Raw genomic sequence first — 20,279 nt, 5'->3', positions numbered from 1 at the left:
GATCAACAATGGCTGAAGATCAACTGGGTATGGAAGAAGAAGCGGAAATTATTTACATTGCGGATGACGAGGGTAATGAAGAGGAATTCGAAGTCATCATGAAGTTTGAAGTAGATGGTTCGGAGGCCAAGTACATGATGGTTGCTCCGGTTGAACCTGAAGATGGCGAAACGGATGTATATGCATTCCGTTATGAAGAAGAGGGCGACGATATTAAACTTTTCGTCATCCAAGATGATGCCGAATGGGATATCGTCGAGGAGACGTTTAATACATTTCTTGCTGAAGATGAAGAGGAAGCGAACTAAATGACGGAATATAGCCGCAAAGACCTGAAATGGACAGATTCACTGCGTCTGGCATTCGGTGCTCATGTTGAGCTCGAGGAAGAGAACGGTAAATCACAACCGTATGACTTGTTGGCTGAGTTCGAAGTGAACGGTCAACAGTACGCGGTGCTCCGCAGTTCGTTGCGACCTTATGACGAGGTTGAACTTCTGCGGGTATCACCTGGAAGTGAAGACCAGATCATGCCAGAGTTAGTTACGATCGACGATGACGATGAGTGGGAGAACATCTCGGAACTGTATGATGAGTGTACACTCCCCATTGACGAAGATTAAATCAGCTTCAAATTGAAGAAACCGGGAGGGCGGAGAAGTCCGCTCTTTTTGGTTGTGTAAAGGAGTTGTTTCTTTTTTGAAAGGGAAAGCAATTGTAGTCATACTGCTTATCATTGTAGTTCTTGTCGGAGGCGCAGGCGGTTACGTGTGGAGTATGATGCGTCCTGTGGAAGCTTCTACAGAACCGGTCGTATTCGAGATTAAGAGCGGATCGGGAACTTCGAAAATCGCGGATCAGCTTCAAGAAGAAGGCCTCATTCGAAGTGGGTTAACCTTCAAAGGGTATTTAAAGTGGAAGAAACTGGGTTCTAATTTCATGGCGGGTACATATTCAATGAATCCTGGCGTGACATATGATGAGATTGTTAGCAAGCTGAGTAGTGGCGAAGTTGTACCGGAAGAAATGGTGAAATTTACGATTCCGGAGGGTTATAACGTTCTGCAAATGGCGGGTAAGCTTTCTTATGAGCATGTAGTAGATCGGGATGAATTCATCAAGCTGGCCAATGATCCTTCGGCCTTTGATGTAGATATCATCAAAGATATTCCAGTGGATGAAGAACTTCGCTACGTATTGGAAGGGTATCTATTCCCGGATACGTATGAGATGAAAAAGGGAAGTTCCACGCATGATGTGATGCAACGGATGCTGGAAGAATTCCAGACCAAGATTAATTCCATTCCTGATTTGGAAGCCAAGCTCCAGGAAAAGAACCTTTCCCTGCATGAACTGCTGACGATCGCGTCACTCGTGGAGAAAGAAGTTGTAGTGGACGAGGAACGTGCTCTGGTTGCAGGTGTAATCTACAATCGGATCAATCAGGATATGAAGCTGGAGATTGATGCTACCGTGCAATATCTGCTCGACAGACCGAAGGAACGATTGTTTTTCAAGGATCTAAAGGTGAAAAGTCCCTATAATACGTATCTGAACAAAGGCTTGCCACCAGGTCCAATTGCCAGTCCAAGTCTTCCGTCCATTGAGGCAGCGCTAAATCCGGAAGCTTCGGAGTATCTGTTCTATGTGACAAAAAAGGATGGCTCGTCTGGACATCTATTTGCCAAAACGTATAAGGAACACCAGCAAAATATAGCCAAAAGTAAGGCTGCGCAATAAGCGGAGGGGATTATATGAGTAAGAAACATGAACTGCTCGTTACAGCAGCGAATGTGAAAGAGGCAGAAGTGCTGCTCCAGGCTGGAGCAGATGCTCTGGTCATTGGAGATGATCGATTCGGCATGCGTCTTCCAGGCAGCTTTAGCGTGGAAGATACAGCAGAGGTAGTTGCCATTGCAGCCAAACATCAGGCGCGTGTGTATGTATCCATGACTAATCTGATGTCCAACGAACTGTTGAAAGAATTGCCTGAATATGTTCAAGCACTTGGCAGGATCGGTATTGATGGTGTGGAGTTTAATGACCCATCCGTGCTGGCCACCATGAAGGAATACGCTCCACATGTGAAGCTGCACTGGAATGCGGAGATGACTTCAACGAACTATGCGACGGCCAACTATTGGGGAACCAAGGGAGCTAGTCGCGTTGTACTTGCCCGAGAGTTGAATATGGACGAGTTGACGGAAATGGTTCCTTTTTTGAAGGTGGAAGCTCAGGTTCAGGTGCATGGCATGACGAATATTTATCATTCCAAGCGCAGTCTGGTACAAAGTTACATGGCTCATCAAGGGCGGCCGGTTGAGGGACATCTGGGCAAAGAACGGGGATTGTTCCTGATCGAGGCTGAACGCCGGGATGAGAAATTCCCGATCTATGAGGACATTAATGGCACACACATTATGAGCTCAGAGGATATATGTATCCTCGAAGATCTTCATCTGTTGATGGAGGCGGGTGTACACAGTTTCAAAATTGAAGGTATGTTAAAATCACTCACCTACAATGAAGCTGTTGTACGTGCATATCGGACAGCGATTGACAGTTATATAGCCGATGCTGATGCATATGCGTTCTCTGAAGAGTGGCTCGCTGAGGTGCGGAAGTTACAGGATCCTGAACGTGAATTGTCTTTTGGATTTTTCTATAAAGAACAAGTGTATTAATAGACGAGGTGAACAGAATGGAAACAGTGGCGGTACAGCGGAAGTTCTCGGGGAAACGTAACCGTCTGGACAAACCGGAGCTGCTAGCTCCGGCGGGTAATCTGGAAAAACTGAAATTTGCAATCCATTACGGTGCAGATGCCGTATATATCGGTGGACAAGCCTATGGACTGCGTTCCAACGCGGATAACTTCAGCTTTGAAGAGATGCGTGAAGGTGTGGAGTTTGCCAAAAAGTATGGAGCCAAAGTGTTCGTAGCGACGAACATCTATGCACATAATGAGGATGTTGAGGGTATCGAAACGTACCTGCAAAACCTCTATAATGCGGGAATCTCTGCAATCATCGTAGCTGATCCGGCTATTATTGAAGTAGCGCTTCGTGCTGTGCCAGGCCTTGAGGTACATCTAAGTACTCAACAATCCACACTCAACTGGCAAGCCGTGAAGTTCTGGAAAGATGAAGGACTTCCACGTGTTGTTCTTGGACGTGAGACCAGCTTTGAAGAGATTGAAGAGATCAAGGCCAATGTGGATATCGAAATTGAAGCCTTTATTCACGGGGCGATGTGTTCCTCGTATTCCGGACGTTGTGTTCTCTCCAACCATTTTACGGATCGGGACTCCAACCGGGGCGGCTGTTGCCAGTCTTGCCGCTGGAAGTATGATCTGTTCGAGGATGCGAGAGAAGATACGGTGTGGGTCAGCGAAGAGGACATGCAGATGAAGGCCCCTGCGCCATTCAAACTAGGTGAGAACCAGCTTCCCCTGTTCGAGGAACAGGATAATTCATTCTCCATGGGATCAAAGGATCTGTGCATGATTGGCCATATTCCCGAGTTGATTGATGTGGGTGTGGACAGTTTCAAGATCGAAGGACGTATGAAATCGATCCACTACGTGGCAACCGTGGTTAACGTATACCGTCAAGCCATTGACGCCTATATGGCAGACCCGGAAAATTATGTTCTGAAACCTGAATGGGTTGAAGAAATGAACAAAGCGGCGAATCGCCCGCTGAATACCGGATTTTTCTATGATACACCAGACCATGAAGATCATATCTATGAACCGGAAGAAAAGGCTGTACCTTTTGATTTCGCTGGATTGGTCATGGGGTATGATGCTGAAACAGGAATGGCAACCATTCAACAGCGCAATCATTTCAAACCAGGACAGGAAATTGAATTTTTCGGCCCGGGAGGTCACTTTTTCAAACAGGTCGTCGGTGAAATACAGGATGAAGAAGGCAATGTTCTAGATGCTGCTCGTCACCCGTTGCAACTGATTAAAATGAAGGTAGATCAACCGGTTTCGTACTTCGATATGATGAGAAAAAAGAAGTAGGCTCAAATACCTACAATGTGTCAATATTGTATTATGATTTAACAAAATAGTGTTATGAAATTTACATGGGGACCTCCGTTTATCGGCAGATGGGGGTCTTTTTTTTATAGAAAAATAGGAATAAAGTTGTAAAATATTTCTGGGAAGTGAAAGGGGAACGAAGAAAGCTGTCGAATACTACATATTTATAGGGGAGAGAAAGAAAAATCTAACAAGTAAATTACTGGCAGGTGAATGGGATTGGTTCAAAAGAAGCAGGAAGACAGTGGGGAGCAAGTGACAAAAGCCGAGCAGGTTAATCCTGAGAAGGTTCAGAAAGTGAAGAAAGAAAAAGTAGTTAAAAGCAAAACGACAGGTAATGGCAAAAGATTGTTTAAGATTGACCGCAGCAAGCTCAAGCTGGGCTGGATCAAGACTGATTGGGTGAAGAAACAATTTAAAAACCGGGATTGGAAAAACCTTGGAGGGTCTTCTTTCCAACAGATTAAGAAGGCAAATCCGGTTAAATCCGTAGGGGTTAAACTGTTTTTAATCTTTTTTGCGGGAATTATGATTTTTGTAGTAAGTTTAGGTCTATTATCCTATTCGAAGGCCAAAGGTACGATAGAGAAAAATGCCTCGCGTGCCAATCAGGAGACCATTGATCAGACCAAACAAAAAATGGACATTATTTTGGAGAGATTTGTGGATACATCCACACAGATTTTCTTTGATCCGGAAATGCAGTCCTTGCTACAAAAAATGTCAGATACGAATTTGACTGCGTATGATACATTCGTGAACTCAAGTTCCATCAACAAGCAACTGTCCAATGTTGCATTTACAAATAAATCTATGGAAGCGATTTATTTGGTACCTACGGACGATACAAAGTCCATTATGGGTACCGGCAGCAACAGTTCATCCATGGGCAGCATTCGCCAGGAAGCATGGTACAGTGAGTTAATTGAGGCGGGCGGTTATCGCTGGCTTCCAACAGAGGTCAAAGAAGATGGCTCAACGCCAACGTTTAAAATTGCACGTTCCATGAAAAACTTGCAGGGGACGACTCAGTCGTATGTTCTGGTTATTGAACTGAAACTGGAAGTTTTGGAGGAACAATTGAAATCGCTTGATCTGGGGCCAGGAGCTATTCTTCAACTAATTGCTCCGGATAATAAAGTGGTTGCATCCTCCATCTCGGATCGTACAGGACAAGAAACAGAGCTTGCATTTGTCAAAGAGTTGACCGAACCAGCAGGTAGTACGAATACGGAGTATTCGGTAGATGGCAAATCTACGGAAATGCTGGCTGTATACAGTACGATGGATACAGCCAATTGGAAACTGGTTGGTATGATACCTACCTCTGTTTTGGTTCAGGACGCAAAAGGCATTCTGACTCTGACCCTGTGGATGGCGCTGATTGATGCGGGGATTGCAGTATTGATCGGGATCTGGATGGTGCGTATGATCGCTCGTCCACTTGGCAAATTGAAAGACCTGATGCAGGAAGGTGCAAAAGGTAATCTTAAAGTTCGTACACCATATAGCTCCCAGGATGAAATTGGTCAGCTCTCGACCGCCTTCAATCTGATGATGGAGCAGATCACTAAGCTGGTTGAACAAACCAATCGTTCTGCGCAGGAAGTATTGGATACGGCCTCTGAGCTGAGCAGTGCATCCAAGAAAACGGCTGTGTCTGCTTCGGAGATTGCCGTAGCGACAGAAGAGATCGCGGGCGGTGCAGGCAGTTTGGCAACTGAAGCGGAACGTGGCAATGAATTAACTGATAATATCTCTCGTCAGATGCAGAGTGTAATCGCTGCTAATGAACAGATGGGTGATTCTGCTCGTCATGTAGAGAAGTCCAGTCAGACAGGAACACAACATCTGAATCAGTTGATGACCAAAACCCAGAAGACAGAAGAAATGATTGGTGCACTGGTGAATAAGGTTGATTCGTTGAAAGAGAGTACGTCTTCTGTTCTGAAAGTGCTTGAAGTGCTGCAAAACATAACGAAACAGACAAATATCCTTTCCCTGAATGCAACCATTGAAGCAGCACGTGCCGGTGCAGCCGGACGCGGATTCATGGTGGTTGCTGATGAGGTTCGTCAGCTCGCGGCTCAATCCAGACAATCCATTGAGATGGTTGGAGAGATTACAGACAAAATCATGACTGAAATGAATGAGACCGTGGATGCTTTGTCGGCAGCCTATCCGTTATTCAAAGAACAGATGGATGCGGTTAAAGACACCAACGTCATCTTTGCTTCCGTACAGGAACAGATGGGTGCCTTTGTGGAACGTCTGGGCATGGTGACAGGTTCTATTGGAGATTTGAACAAATCTCAAGGTACGTTGTCTGAAGCCATGAGCAATGTCAGCGCTGTAGCTGAAGAATCTTCTGCAACGTCCCAAGAAGTAGCTTCCTTGAGCAGTGAACAGCAAAATATCAGTAACCAGCTGGTCAATCTGTCTGGCAAACTGGAGAATGTTTCTACTGAACTGAAAGAAACTTTGTCACGCTTTACGGTGTAACAAGCCAAGGTTGAAATGAGGAGAACCTGTCCCGCACATGGGACAGGTTTTCTTTTTGTTTACCGGATAATTCCAAGCCATATCAGCAATAATATGTCAAAACGACAAAAGGTGAGATTGGGATGCATCTCCTTGCGAAACGGCGAATCTATATAACTTGTATTCTTCTAACTCTTGTCTTTGGATTGCTTATATTACGATTGGGATGGGTTCAGATCGTTCAGGTGAATCAGACGATGCCTGGATTTCACCGAACGGTACGTGAAATGTCTGTATTGCAGCGTGAACGCGGGGTGATACTTGACCCGGGGCGGGGACAATTTACGGATTACAAGGGTGAGGCGTTGACCGGTAAGCTGCAATGGGGACTGGTTCTTTTTCCAAAGGCAAGTCCATTAGAGAAATTACGCAAGGATGGGGCATTAGAAGGCTCCGAGATGATAAAGTTGGCAGCTATATTACATACCGATCCGGATCAATTGAAGAAGGAATGGAATCAGGAAAGTATACCTCATTTTTGGACAGCAGGTACACATCAGCCTGTTCATTTGACCGCTGCTCAGGTGGAGCGCCTACGTAGTTTGCACCTGCAAGGAGCGGGCATCTATCCGATGATGACAAGGTACCTTCAGGGGCATACAGGAATGCAGTGGATGGGTTATCTGGCTGAACAGCCTGAGTCCTCCAAAGTTCTAACAGGGCATCAGGATGAAATAAAACAGCCATTTGCCATGAAATCAGGGGCAGCTGGACTGGAAAGGACATTTGAACCGCTGTTAAGGGGAATTGGCCCTACGCTTGTATCACGCATGGTCTCGGGTGGTGGGGAGATTATCCCTGGTATTCAGCCGCACGTCATTGCACCAGCCAATAGCCATTATCCTTTACGTGTGGAAACCACTGTGGATGCTGAGTTACAGCGTGGGTTGGAGGAGTTGACGCAAGAATCTGGATTACAAGAAGGGGCCATTGTTGTGTTAGATGCCGCTAACGCAGATGTTCGCGCCATGATCTCCCGTCCTTTCTATCAGCCACAACATGTGGACCCTAAAGAATCGGCCTGGGGGAATCGTGCAGTACAGGGAGCCGTACCGGGTTCCATTTTCAAAATTGTCACTGCGGCTGCTGCTTTGGAGTATCATGCGGTTTCTAACGGAGAAGAATTCCATTGTGGTGGTGAGTACGGAAGATATGGGTTGTCTTGCTGGAAGGAGCATGGTCATGGAGACTTGAATCTGGAGCAAGGATTCGCTGAGTCTTGCAACATCGTATTCGCAGAAACGGCGCGCAGGCTGAGTATGGAACAACTGGAGAACACGGCTGATCGTCTGGGACTCGCGCGTCCGATTGGCTGGGAAGGGAAGCAGATGGCAGGAATGCCTGTGTTACGACACTTTGATCATGAGGATCACGGGCGTGTGAGAACAGAGGCTGTTTCTTCTGCTGATGAAGGTGCAAAAATACAGACAGCAATTGGTCAGCGAGATGTCTTGGTCACACCGCTGCAAGCTGCCAATCTGATCGTTACACTGTTACATGATGGAAAGGTTAGTGCCCCACGTCTCGTTAAGCGCATCCGATATGCGGATGGTGGCACCATGCTGGAAATGCCCTTGCATGATTCACCTTCAGCATCAGGACAGATTGCTCCCGCAACAGCGCATAAACTGTTATCCTGGATGAATAAGGTAGTTCGTGAGGGAACAGGAAAATCCCTGCAGCGTGCGCGGTGGCATGTTGCAGGGAAGTCAGGTACAGCTCAGGTACAGAAACATGGAGAGAAGCGCAACAATCAATGGTTCATTGGTTATGGACCGGTAGAACAACCCCAATATGCTGTAGCTGTTCTTGTTCAAAATGTCTCTCCTGACAGCCAACATCAGGCGACGGCTCTCTTCAGGAAGGTGATGGACTATTTGGCGGAGTCCTCATGATCCTTCGCAGGAATGGGACGGTGTACAGTAGACTCGGCAGAATTCGCTGAGGCCTTACTAACGGGTGGGTCCATGACCAATGGAGAGGATTCAAATTCATCTTTTGGCAGGTGAATCCACTTTTGCAAGTATCCTTGTTGTAACAGTTCTTTCAGAAGGATCAGAAGCACTGGAGATAACACTACACCAGCCAGGCCAAAGATCGAAAGGGAGATCAGCATAAACGAAAGCATCAAGTACGCCGAAGATACACCAATCGAGTTACCCGATATTTTTGGTTCCAGCAACTGCCGTGTCAGCATCGTTACTGCCAGAATCACAATCAGGCCAATCGCCAGGCTACTATTGCCAATAATGAATAAGTAGACGATCCATGGAATAAATACAACAGGAACGCCAAGCAAGGGTACCAGATCAAAAACCGCACAGACTGCTGCAATGGTAAAGGCATTAGAGGTTCCCAAAATCAACAAACCTGCATAAATCAATACAAACGTAATGAGCATCATGATCATCTGTGCCTTCAGATACGAGCGGATTGTCTTGAACACGTGATTACGCATGAATTCAATAGCTAACTTTAATGTTTTGGGCGTTTTCGCACGGGCGAACTTGCGCCAGGACTCAATCTCGATACTGAGGAAAAATGCCAGAATAATCGCAATTCCGAAGTTCGTAATAAACGAAGAGAATGAACTGAGGAAACCTACGACGAATTGCGCTCCGCTAGTTACCCATTTGGACAGGAACCCGGTCAGTGTTGCAAAATAATCATTCGCTTTTTCCATAACTCCATCAGGGAGAGCGTCTGACTTGTCCTGAATGAATAACACCAGATTGGTGAATTCACGTTGTATCATTTCAATGTATACGGGGAAATTATCTTGAAGATTGGAAATTTGTGAAATGATAATCAAGCCTACCCCAAAAAAGGCAGCGACAATTAATGCAAGAAACAACAAGACGGAGATGGCGGCTCCAAGTGTCTTGGGCAATCCTTTGCGATGTAAAAATTTGGCCAGCGGTTCAATCATCCAATACACAATGAATGATAGAAAGACCGGTGCAGCCACATGGTATAATTGACTGAAACCGTACATGATCACATACACGGTTAATACGAGCAATGCGATGTCAAAGACAGTTCGCCCGTATTTTTTGTAAAGCGGTAGCATGGACATGGCTCCTTTGATGGCAATAATTAGATTGTATTTATTGTACACGATAGCTATCTTTTTGGGAAAACAGGATTCAAGAAAAGTCTGAACTATGATAAAATTAAAGGCGGTTTATTTTAGATAGTGCCATAGTGCACCGTAATTCAGCAGGAGAAGTGGGGAGCTTGCAACATGACAACGATACTTCATAGTATTTTACTGTGGTTATTGTATCTTTCATCTTTTTACGCCTTTATTCCAAGTTTGATCAGTAGGCTTTTTGGTTTTCGTGTATTTCGACGGGGAAGAAGTGATACACAATTTGCATTAACGTTTGACGATGGACCAGATCCACATTATACGCCAAGACTGCTCGATCTGCTTCGTCAGCATCAAGCAAAAGCCACATTTTTTGTCGTTGGAGAACATGCAGCGAGTCATCCTGAACTCATACAGCGCATACATGAGGAAGGTCATCTTATTGGCATTCATAATTATATTCACAAGACGAACTGGCTCATGCGGCCACGTACCGTTCGAGATCAGATTCAGCGAACAGGTCAGATTATTCATGAAGTAACCGGCGTGAAGACTTGTTATTATCGTCCACCGTGGGGGATTATGAATTTGTTTGATTTTTTCAGCAAGAAAGAACGAAAAATTGTACTGTGGTCCTCCATGTTTGAAGACTGGAGAAGCCGAGTAGGTGCCCAGAGATTGACTGAACGGATGCTTAAGGAACTGAGAGGCGGAGAGGTCATGCTGCTGCATGATCGAGGAACGACCCTTGGTGCTGATGCACACGCGCCGGAGCAGATGCTTCAGGCGCTGGAAGTCGTATTACAGGAAGCTGAACGGCTAGGCCTGCAAAGCGTACGCGTTGATACGTTGATGGGAGGTATCATAGTGAGCGAATCTCAGAACAAAACGCAATTACAGACACCATTGAAGCTATGGAAACGAATCGTTGTTGCCTTATGGTTGGGCTGGGAGAAGTTGTTCCACTGGGTATACCATCTACGGACGGCTTCGCCAGAGGACCCAATGCTGCACTTCAGATCACGTGTATATCACGGAGCACGGGTGGAGATGAATGATGGCCATGTCATTCAAAATGGAGATCCGGTGATAGAACTACATTTTGACAATCAGAAGTTGTTTGAACTTGGAGTGACGTCACGTTCCAGTATGCATTTGGCTATTCGCATGATTCGGACCATGGAACAGCAATTGCCGGATTTGGCACGCATGGTGGCACTCGAACCTGAGTTACGCTCTGCCAAGGCCCTATACGGTGTGAGTATGATTAACAGAGGCCCAGAAAAATTCGGATTTACCATACAAGAATTGCCTCCTGGACCGTTCAGTGCTGCATCCAAAGTATACTTGAAGCTGCTGTTAAGTGTAATCCACCCGGCAGGAACCAAACGTTTGAAACAGCGTACTGAACAACTGGTACCCAAGATGATTGCCATGCCGCTGGATCTATTATTGGAACGTTACGGTCAACATACGATGCAGGTAGCAGCAACGGTAGAAGAATCCAGAGATGAATCGTTGTTAATTGAACAAGATATACTGCCAGAGCGGAACTAAACGGACTGATCACACCAACCAGCAAAAGAAAAGGGTTGCCCTTCGCCAGATTTGGCAGAAGAGCAACCCTTTATTTATTAGTGAATTAGATACTCAGTACGCCACCGTTGCTTGCATTGGTAACCAGTTTGGAATAACGAGCCAGGTAACCGGTTTTTACTTTCGGTTCAAAGCCTTTCCAACCTGCGCGACGACGTTCAAACTCTTCGTCACTGATGTGCAATTCGATGATACGGTTGTTCAGATCCAGCTCGATGATGTCTCCTTCTTCAACAAAGGCGATTGGACCACCCTCAGCTGCTTCCGGAGAGATATGTCCGATACTGATTCCGCGGGATGCGCCAGAGAAGCGTCCATCGGTGATCAGACCAACTTTGGCACCCAATCCCATACCTACGATCTGGGAAGTAGGAGCCAGCATCTCAGGCATACCTGGTCCGCCTTTTGGTCCTTCATAACGGATAACAACAACATGTCCTTCTTTTACTTTGCCGTTAGCAATACCTTCGAGCGCTTGCTCCTGGGAGTCAAAGCAGATGGCAGGACCTTTGTGGTATCCGCCAACCGAAGCATCAACTGCACCAACTTTGATGATAGCGCCTTGTGGTGCAAGGTTACCAAACAATACAGCCAGGCCGCCTTTTTCGGAATGCGGGTTATCCAGGTGGTGAATGACATTTGTATCCTGAATTTCTTTTCCTTCAACGTTCTCACGGATTGTTTTACCTGTTACTGTAATGCAGTCACCGTGAATTGCGCCTGGTTTCTTGAGCAATTCGTTCAGCACTGCGCTTACTCCGCCTGCATTATGAACGTCTTCGATGTGAAGATCGGAAGCAGGTGCAAGTTTCGCCAGATGCGGAACGCGGTTCGCTACTTCATTAATACGTTCGATTGGATACTCGATACCTGCTTCATGAGCCAGTGCCAACGTGTGCAGTACTGTATTCGTAGATCCACCCATCGCCATATCCAGTGCAAACGCATTATCGATCGCTTCTACAGTTACGATATCACGTGGTTTCAAGTCCATTTTGATGAGTTCCATCAATTGGGTAGCGGATTGTTTAACAAACTCACGACGCTCAGGAGCAACGGCAAGGATGGTTCCGTTACCTGGCATAGCCAGTCCCATCGCTTCTGCCAGACAGTTCATGGAGTTTGCCGTAAACATACCGGAACATGATCCACATGTTGGACAGCCGAACTGTTCAAGTTCAAGCAAGCTCTTATCATCGATTTTACCTGCTTGGTAAGCACCTACACCTTCAAATACGGAAGTCAGGGAAAGAGCTTTACCATTGCTGTCACGACCAGCTTTCATTGGTCCACCACTTACGAACAGGGTAGGGATGTTTACGCGAAGCGCACCCATCATCATGCCTGGTGTAATTTTGTCACAGTTCGGGATACATACCATGCCGTCGAACCAGTGTGCAGATACAACGGTTTCCACGGAATCCGCGATAATGTCACGGCTTGGCAGCGAGTAACGCATACCAATGTGTCCCATGGCAATACCATCATCTACTCCGATGGTGTTGAATTCGAATGGAACGCCACCGGCTTCACGAATAGCATCCTTTACAATTTTACCGAATTCCTGAAGGTGGACGTGGCCGGGCACGATATCGATGTATGAGTTACATACGGCAATAAACGGCTTGCCGAAATCCTCTTCTTTAACGCCCGCTGCGCGGAGCAAACTCCGGTGTGGTGCACGGTCAAAACCTTTTTTGATCATATCGGAACGCATCTTCTTGGCTGACATGGTGTATTCCCCCCAAATATATAATATTGAGCAACATGAATGGAAAAGTAAATGGCAGTGCATCTGTCGTTTAATTTCATCCGTACTCTAAAAAAAAGGACCGGCATGCCGGTGTCGAGCTCCCCGTAGTTTGTGAAATTCTTTGCTGCTTTAAACCCGTGAACACCCGGTTTTTCTATTGAGTCTATCACAACCGTCGTCATATTTCTACAAACAATAGAAAGAAGCCTCAAACCATTTTCATGGAATTAGACTTCTTGATTTGCGGGAAAGCTATGATCATGTTTCGATGTGGCGAGCGGAATTCATTAGTTGCTTCCGCCTTTGCGTCCAATCTCACGATAGAATTCCTTATTATGAGTTTCGGAGGTTGCTTCTCCGCCCTTGCGACCAATCTGCTTGTAAAAGTCAGTATCATGGGCATCTGAAGTCGCTTCGCCACCCTTTTTTCCAATCATCTGGTAGAAGCTTCGATCATGGTTCTTGGAAGTCGCTTTGCCACCTAATCTGCCAGCTTCCTCACGGCTCATCTTGTGTTCTGACGTCGGTTGACGTGCCATTACAAATCACTCCTTACAACGATAAGTTGTTTTTTGTAGCGCGTATCCCTAATTTACCACCTTATTTCCAGCCTGAAACAATTCACTAGGATAGAATCGATGGTGAAGAGATCCGTCAGAGCATTAGGCCGACCGTTTAAACACTTCATGTCGATTGAAAGAAAATCGGGATATATTCGGTTCAATTACGGGTTTGAACGTGTGACGTACAGCCGGCAGAGCCAGTGTGACTGCAAAGAGTACGGCAATGACCAGTATGACTGGAATATACGCCGAGCTTCCCATATAACTGTAGACTCCGGACCAGATCGCGAGACGAACGAGAAACCCATGCAGCAGGAACACATAGAGTGTGCGTCGTCCAAGGTCCGTCAGTCTGGAAGTCAAGGAAGGTACCCAAGCCAAGAACAGTGCTGCCGATGCGATTTCCAGCAAGTAGACACCCACCCGGAAGATACCGGCATACCATTCGTGGTGACCCAGTTCGGCGTACGTCATGCTGCCGAGTAACCATCCGGATGAAATGTTCAAACCACCATACCCGATCCATACCAACAGTGCAGCAGAGAGGATGGCTGCGGTTTTTCGCCCCCAACCGGATAATAAACGTGAACGGATGGTTGCTCCATAGTCATAACCGATGACAAAAAACGGCAGAAATACAAACGTACGGCTGAAGCTGAGCCAGAACCCGTCGATGGGCAAATACCCGGCAATTACACCGAGCGCAATTGATCCAATCAGCCGATATATCGGTTTCCAGGAAATCGTCAGACGAAGCAACAGTCGCCAACAGAAATGACTCGCGAGAAACCATAACAGCAAGTAAGGTGCAAAGAAGGATAGCCGCATATGGGGTGTGTGGAATACGGTAAAGTCCATCAATGCGTATAAGGACTGAAACAGTACATACTGTAGTGCAATCTGCTTCAGAACGTTTCGTCCAGATGCACCTTGGAGTGAGTGTGTCGCAAAATACCCGGTTACCCATACAAAGAGTGGCATGTGAAACGTATATATCCACAGGAACAGAGCTTCCGCTCCTGCAAAACGTGTAATGAGTGGTTCAAGTGCATTACCAGCTAGGACACAGACGATAAGCATAAAGCGCAGATTGTAAAAGAAAGATTCCTGATCATCCCGGATCAGTGTCTTATTTTTCATGGTGTAGCCCCCTTATAGACCCTGTTTGCAAGGTCATTTGCATCTGTAATAAGGGTAATATGGATGTTCGTTATCTATTGTGATTTAATTCACATTAGTAAGCGTTATCTTTTATCAAAGCTGTGACAACAAAATGAACGCAACGGGATTGACAACGGTTGCATAGAGGATGACAATAGAAAAAGAAGATGAGGGAATGTAACTATAAGGAGGGAAGAAATCATGTCAACGAGTCCCTATCCAAGCCCGGAAATTATTACGTTTGGGGAGAGTATGGGTTTGCTGACTGCCAAGGATACAAGAGGGCTGGAATATGCAGCCACACTGGACAAGTCTTTCGGGGGTGCTGAGAGCAATCTGGCTATTGGTGTATCCCGCCTGGGGCATACCAGTGGTTGGTTTGGACGCTTGGGCAATGATCCGATGGGCAGTATGATTCTGAAAGCCATTCGCGGTGAAGGCGTAGATGTATCCCGAGTACGTTTAAGTGATCACGAGCCCACTGGTTTGATGATTCGTGAGAACGCTTCCGGGAAAGCTTCGGTGCATTATTATAGGAAGCTATCTGCTGCAAGTGCGATCACACCTGATGATCTGGATCCCGACTATATTGCCGGGGCGAAGATATTGCACGTTACGGGGATAACGGCAGCGATAAGCCCGTCCGGACTTGCTACGGTAGAAGCTGCCATACATATTGCCAAACAGGCAGGGGTGAAAGTAAGCTTTGATCCAAATCTGCGTCTCAAACTATGGTCTGCGGATGAGGCCCGTCCGGTTATACTGCGTTTAGCTGAACTGGCGGACTACTTTTTACCGGGTCTGGACGAGATGAAACTTCTATATAACGAAGAAAATGATCAAAAAGTACTTGAGCGTTTATCTGCCATGAATGCTGTGTGCATCGTGAAGGGTGGCCCTGATTTGACCTATGTATTGGCGAATGGTACCCTAACGGAAGTTCCGTACTTTAAGGCGGATTATGTTCTGGATACGGTAGGAGCAGGAGATGGTTTCTGTGCGGGATTTTTATCGGGTTTATTAAAAGGATACTCCCCGCAGGAAGCAACCCGTCTCGGCAATTTGACCGGCTCCATGGTTATACAGGCTGTTGGCGATTGGGAGGCGCTCCCGACGTGGGGGCAGGTCGAGGCCAAGCTGAACAACGTTGCCCATGTTGAGCGCTAGTCGCTCTAAATCATATATGGCTCATCTTCGTTCTTAAATGTAAGGCTTGTATACACAACCACCACATTGACAAGGGAGAGAATGAAATGAAGAAGCTTCAGCTGTTGCAAAAGATTACGGACAATGGGGTTGTGGCAGTTCTGCGTGCAGATTCTGCGGATCAAGTCATTGCCATGGCCGAGCAAGCGATTGCGGGTGGCATTAAAGTTATCGAGATTACGATGACAGTACCCAGTGCCCTCAAAGCCATTGAAAAATTAAGCCGTGTATACCATTGGAACACACAAGATCCAGAGAAATTCGCGATTATTGGTGCGGGAACGGTGCTTGAACCACAAACGGCAAGAGCGGCCATCATGTCGGGTGCCGAGTTTGTAGTCGGACCTTCCCTGAACCCGGATACCGTGCAGATCTGCAACCTGTATCGAATTCCAATTCTGCCTGGTGTGATGACGATTGCTGATGTTCAACGCGCATTGGAACTTGGCGTGGACATTGTGAAGTTGTTCCCGGGTAATCTGTATGATCCTTCGATTATCAAAACGATGAAGGGCCCTATGCCGCAGGCGAATTTTATGCCAACTGGCGGGGTATCCTTGTCTAATCTGGGGGATTGGATCAAGGGTGGAGCAGTGGCTGTAGGGATCGGTTCCGACTTGACATCGGAAGCTGTGAAGACGGGTGACCTGAGTCATGTCCGTCGCAAAGCGGAACAATATATGGATGCTTACCGCAAGGCCAAGGCTGAATAATATTTTTCAATTCGTAGAAGGGGAGCCTGATAAACAAAGGCTCCCAATTCTGTGAGCCGCGGCACCTGCGGAAGTGAAGAAAGGTGATTAACGTTGAGAAATCGGTATAATACAGGGCGCAAGAAGAGGGGCATCGGGAAATTCCTGCTCGTACTTCTGGCGCTCATTGTCATTGGATGTGGATTTGTTGCGTGGAAATTATTCACACCATACGGTCCACAGGAAACAGCCCAAACGGCTATGGAAACAGCCAATCCGGTGACGGTGAGTGAACAAGAGAACTGGATTGATTTTGTGCCAGACAAACCGACGGGGAAAAGTGTACTTTTCTATCCTGGTGGACTGGTAAAACCGGAAAGTTATGCACCACTTGCGCATGAGCTGGCTGCTGCGGGTCATCACACGATTATTGCCAAGATGCCAGTTAACCTGGCAGTGCTTAAGCCAAACTTGGCAGATGAGATTCTGGCCGCATATCCAGAAGAACAATTCGTTATGGGTGGACACTCTCTCGGCGGGTCCATGGCTGCACGTTATGTAGCCGCACATCCTGATGCACTTCACGGGATCTTCTTCTTGGCATCTTACCCGGATGAAAAAGGAAGCGTAAAGTCACTTGGAATACCTGCTTTATCTATTCTGGGTACTAAAGATGAGGTCGTGAATGCTACGAAGTATCAGAGTGGACGGATGTATCTTCCAGAAGACACGGTATATTACACCATTGAAGGTGGTAACCACGCCCAGTTCGGTGATTATGGTCATCAAAAAGGAGATGGCGAGCCGGAAGTGAGTGGGGAAGAACAGCTGAATCAGACGGTCAAGACTGTACTCGCTTGGTTAAGTACCATGAAGTAGGTTTTGATTATTCTGCATTAAGGGTTGAATGCATTTATAGCATAACTTAATGGAGGTGATATGGATGACCATGCTTCAAGTGAATGGAGTGCAGATCCCATGTAAAGGGATCCTGTTCGATAAAGATGGAACACTGCTGGAATTCCTTCAGCTATGGGGGCCGTGGGCAGAGACGTTGCTGAGTCAGTTACAAGCACGTATGAATGAGCTTGGAGCTTCATTTACGGTTGAACGGGAGCACGTCTTAGGCACCATTCATAATGCAGAAGGTCACATTGTCGGCTATGATCCGCAAGGTCCACTTGCCATTGCGACTGTGGATGAGTGCACGGGATTGCTTGCCGGGCAACTATATGCAGCAGGCATACCATGGAATGAAGCGATCACAACGATACGCCAATTTTCAAGTGTAGCCATGAGATCGGTAAGAGAGCGCAAATCGGCTGAACCGATGCCAGGATTACTTGCTTTCTTACAAAGTTGCAGGGCAGCAGACATACCTCTGGCAGTCGTCACTTCAGACAGTACAGCGGCAGCAGAAACACATCTGGGTTGGATGGGGATACGTTCCTTTTTCACCTCCATTGTGGGCTGTGATCGGGTGACCCAGGGCAAACCGGATGGAGAAGCAGCACTCTTGGCTTGCCGTGAATTACATATCGATCCTGCGGAGGCCGTTGTAATTGGAGACAGCAATGGGGATATGCAGATGGGGCGGCACGCAGAGGTATCCTATACCCTGGGTTACTGTCCGCAGTTAGATCAAGGATCTCACCTGGTTGATGCCCATGCCATTATTCGTCATTATAATGAGATAAGCGTTATTTTATAAGTCACCCTGGTCAGATTGAACGATATAAAAGGAGGAGAGAGGATGAACGCAACAGAACAACTGGCTGCCTGGATTCAGGAGAGCTCCCGGATTGTTTTTTTCGGAGGGGCCGGGACTTCAACGGAAAGCGGGATTCCCGACTTCCGCTCGGCTGCGGGTCTGTATCAGACGGAGCAGCATTCGCCTTATCCACCGGAAGAGTTATTAAGCCGACATTTTTTTGATCAACATGCCGATATTTTTTATGATTTTTATCGTGGCAAAATGCTTCATCCAGATGCGGAACCGAATGGGTGTCATCGACTATTGGCCCGTCTGGAGCAGGAAGGAAAACTTCAGGCAGTGATCACGCAAAATATCGACGGACTACATCAGAAGGCAGGCAGCAGCAATGTTTTTGAACTTCACGGTTCAATTCATCGTAATGCCTGCATGGATTGCAAGCGGTATTATACGCTAAATGATATTATACAGTCCAAAGATACCGTGCCTCGCTGTACCACATGTGGTGGTGTGATCAAACCGGATGTGGTGCTGTACGAAGAGGAGCTGGATCAGACGACATTGTATCGTTCCATTGATGCACTGTCTTCTGCAGATCTGTTACTCGTGGGAGGCACGTCACTGACGGTATATCCGGCGGCCCAGTTAATTACGTATTTTCAGGGAAAACATACCGTTCTGCTCAACGCTACACCTACCGCTTACGACCGCAGGGCTGATTTGCTGATTACAGAGCCGATTGGCGAGGTAATGAATATTGTGGACCAGCTTCTTGGTTGAACGTATGTACTGAATAACCGCATTCTCCGGTATAGACCGGGTACAAGAGGCGGAACCTGGGGAAAGAAGGGATTCATAATGGTCTACGTAGCAAGCGATACTCGCTATGAAACGATGAAATATAACCGCGTTGGACGTTCAGGTTTGAAACTGCCAGCGATTTCACTGGGGCTGTGGCATAATTTTGGCGGTATCAATAACGCTGAGAATGGTCGTAATATGATTACCCGATCATTTGATCTGGGTATTACACATTTTGATCTTGCCAACAACTATGGCCCACCGGCAGGTTCGGCAGAGCAGTTATTTGGACAGGTACTGGCCCAGGATCTGAAACCTTATCGTGATGAACTGGTGATCTCCACCAAAGCGGGGTATTATATGTGGCCCGGACCGTATGGCGAGTGGGGTTCACGCAAAAATCTGGTATCCAGTCTGAATCAGAGCTTGAAGCGTATGGGCCTGGATTATGTGGATATTTTCTATTCACATCGTTATGATCCCGAAACACCTTTGGAAGAAACGATGATGGCACTGGATCATATTGTTCGCTCGGGCAAAGCCCTTTATGTGGGGATATCCAACTATCCCGCAGAGCAGACAAGACAGGCTGCCGAAATTCTGAAAGGTCTGGGTACGCCTCTGTTAATCCATCAACCGAAATACTCGCTGCTGGACCGCTGGATTGAAGATGGTTTGCAGGACGTGCTGGATGAGTATGGAACAGGCAGTATTGCATTCTGTCCATTGGCACAAGGTGTGCTCACGAACAAATACTTGAATGGTATCCCGGAAGACTCACGTGCCAAAGGACCGTCGGTATTCCTGAATGAAAACAACATCTCTCCAGAGACGCTCCGCAAAGTGCGTGCGCTGAACCAGATTGCAGCAGCCCGTGGTCAGAGTTTGGCCCAATTTTCACTCTCATGGGTGCTGCGTAATGGCAGGGTAACTTCCGCGCTTATTGGCGCAAGTCGTCCTTCCCAGATTGAAGAGAATGTGGCTGCACTCAGCCAATTGGATTTCTCTACAGAGGAATTGGAACGGATTGAATCCATCCTGTCTCCAGAGCCTGATGACAAATAAATAAAGTGTAAAAGGTGCATCTTAGCCATAATGGCGGAATGCACC

17 protein-coding genes and 1 pseudogene are annotated in these 20,279 nt (G+C 46.8%); 14 read left to right on the top strand and 4 right to left on the bottom strand.

Annotated elements, in window-relative coordinates:
* The first annotated feature begins 8 nt into the window (after positions 1–8).
* From CXK86_RS21715 to CXK86_RS21685, 7 genes are all read left to right on the top strand, one after another.
* Positions 9–308 (top strand): DUF1292 domain-containing protein, encoded by a 300-nt coding sequence (locus CXK86_RS21715; RefSeq protein WP_017686820.1) that lies wholly within the window; start codon positions 9–11, stop codon positions 306–308.
* Positions 309–623 carry a DUF1292 domain-containing protein gene (locus CXK86_RS21710; RefSeq protein ID WP_047844066.1) on the top strand — a complete coding sequence of 105 codons (315 nt, stop codon included), beginning with the start codon at positions 309–311 and terminating at the stop codon, positions 621–623.
* A gap of 76 nt (positions 624–699) precedes the next feature.
* The gene (gene mltG, locus CXK86_RS21705) at positions 700–1,740 is read left to right on the top strand and encodes an endolytic transglycosylase MltG (RefSeq protein WP_256720109.1); all 1,041 of its coding nucleotides are present in this window, start codon (positions 700–702) and stop codon (positions 1,738–1,740) included.
* A gap of 14 nt (positions 1,741–1,754) precedes the next feature.
* Complete coding sequence (locus CXK86_RS21700; RefSeq protein WP_076252945.1) at positions 1,755–2,684, top strand: peptidase U32 family protein; 930 nt, start codon at positions 1,755–1,757, stop codon at positions 2,682–2,684.
* A gap of 17 nt (positions 2,685–2,701) precedes the next feature.
* Positions 2,702–4,030, top strand: coding sequence for a peptidase U32 family protein (locus tag CXK86_RS21695; protein WP_100529071.1), 1,329 nt, complete (start codon positions 2,702–2,704; stop codon positions 4,028–4,030).
* Between the two features lie 234 nt (positions 4,031–4,264).
* Positions 4,265–6,553 carry a methyl-accepting chemotaxis protein gene (locus tag CXK86_RS21690; protein ID WP_257468015.1) on the top strand — a complete coding sequence of 763 codons (2,289 nt, stop codon included), beginning with the start codon at positions 4,265–4,267 and terminating at the stop codon, positions 6,551–6,553.
* Between the two features lie 122 nt (positions 6,554–6,675).
* The gene (locus CXK86_RS21685) at positions 6,676–8,487 is read left to right on the top strand and encodes a peptidoglycan D,D-transpeptidase FtsI family protein (RefSeq protein WP_180361847.1); all 1,812 of its coding nucleotides are present in this window, start codon (positions 6,676–6,678) and stop codon (positions 8,485–8,487) included.
* Here CXK86_RS21685 and CXK86_RS21680 read toward each other — a convergent pair.
* Positions 8,466–9,662 (bottom strand): AI-2E family transporter, encoded by a 1,197-nt coding sequence (locus CXK86_RS21680; protein ID WP_047844061.1) that lies wholly within the window; start codon positions 9,660–9,662, stop codon positions 8,466–8,468. The two genes, CXK86_RS21685 and CXK86_RS21680, sit on opposite strands and share 22 nt — an antisense overlap.
* Before the next feature lie 174 nt (positions 9,663–9,836).
* Here CXK86_RS21680 and CXK86_RS21675 point away from each other — a divergent pair, with 174 nt between their 5' ends.
* Positions 9,837–11,240: a polysaccharide deacetylase family protein gene (locus CXK86_RS21675; protein ID WP_101314551.1), complete on the top strand. Its 1,404-nt coding sequence runs from the start codon at positions 9,837–9,839 to the stop codon at positions 11,238–11,240.
* A gap of 85 nt (positions 11,241–11,325) precedes the next feature.
* Here CXK86_RS21675 and ilvD read toward each other — a convergent pair whose 3' ends face one another.
* The 3 genes and pseudogenes from ilvD to CXK86_RS21660 form a co-directional block, all read right to left on the bottom strand.
* Positions 11,326–13,011, bottom strand: coding sequence for a dihydroxy-acid dehydratase (gene ilvD, locus CXK86_RS21670; RefSeq protein ID WP_036616973.1), 1,686 nt, complete (start codon positions 13,009–13,011; stop codon positions 11,326–11,328).
* Positions 13,012–13,328: 317 nt separating this feature from the next.
* Positions 13,329–13,571, bottom strand: a pseudogene (locus CXK86_RS21665) (KGG domain-containing protein); the annotation flags it as partial.
* A gap of 123 nt (positions 13,572–13,694) precedes the next feature.
* Positions 13,695–14,735, bottom strand: coding sequence for an acyltransferase family protein (locus tag CXK86_RS21660; RefSeq protein ID WP_101314550.1), 1,041 nt, complete (start codon positions 14,733–14,735; stop codon positions 13,695–13,697).
* A gap of 222 nt (positions 14,736–14,957) precedes the next feature.
* Between CXK86_RS21660 and CXK86_RS21655 the strand changes: the two genes are divergently transcribed.
* From CXK86_RS21655 to mgrA, 6 genes are all read left to right on the top strand, one after another.
* A complete protein-coding gene (locus tag CXK86_RS21655; RefSeq protein WP_101314549.1) occupies positions 14,958–15,923 on the top strand; it encodes a sugar kinase in 966 nt (321 codons plus the stop codon).
* An 86-nt stretch (positions 15,924–16,009) separates the two neighbouring features.
* Positions 16,010–16,675 carry a bifunctional 2-keto-4-hydroxyglutarate aldolase/2-keto-3-deoxy-6-phosphogluconate aldolase gene (locus CXK86_RS21650; protein ID WP_017686833.1) on the top strand — a complete coding sequence of 222 codons (666 nt, stop codon included), beginning with the start codon at positions 16,010–16,012 and terminating at the stop codon, positions 16,673–16,675.
* Positions 16,676–16,768: 93 nt separating this feature from the next.
* Positions 16,769–17,533, top strand: coding sequence for an alpha/beta fold hydrolase (locus CXK86_RS21645; protein ID WP_101314548.1), 765 nt, complete (start codon positions 16,769–16,771; stop codon positions 17,531–17,533).
* Between the two features lie 64 nt (positions 17,534–17,597).
* The gene (locus tag CXK86_RS21640) at positions 17,598–18,365 is read left to right on the top strand and encodes an HAD family hydrolase (RefSeq protein ID WP_101314547.1); all 768 of its coding nucleotides are present in this window, start codon (positions 17,598–17,600) and stop codon (positions 18,363–18,365) included.
* 42 nt (positions 18,366–18,407) lie between these two features.
* A complete protein-coding gene (locus CXK86_RS21635; RefSeq protein WP_101314546.1) occupies positions 18,408–19,148 on the top strand; it encodes an NAD-dependent protein deacylase in 741 nt (246 codons plus the stop codon).
* A 78-nt stretch (positions 19,149–19,226) separates the two neighbouring features.
* Complete coding sequence (gene mgrA, locus CXK86_RS21630) at positions 19,227–20,234, top strand: L-glyceraldehyde 3-phosphate reductase (protein ID WP_036616991.1); 1,008 nt, start codon at positions 19,227–19,229, stop codon at positions 20,232–20,234.
* Positions 20,235–20,279 lie beyond the last annotated feature (45 nt).

Source organism: Paenibacillus sp. BGI2013, assembly GCF_002843485.1.
Lineage (GTDB): Bacteria > Bacillota > Bacilli > Paenibacillales > Paenibacillaceae > Paenibacillus > Paenibacillus amylolyticus.
This window is presented reverse-complemented; position numbering and strand designations above follow the sequence as displayed.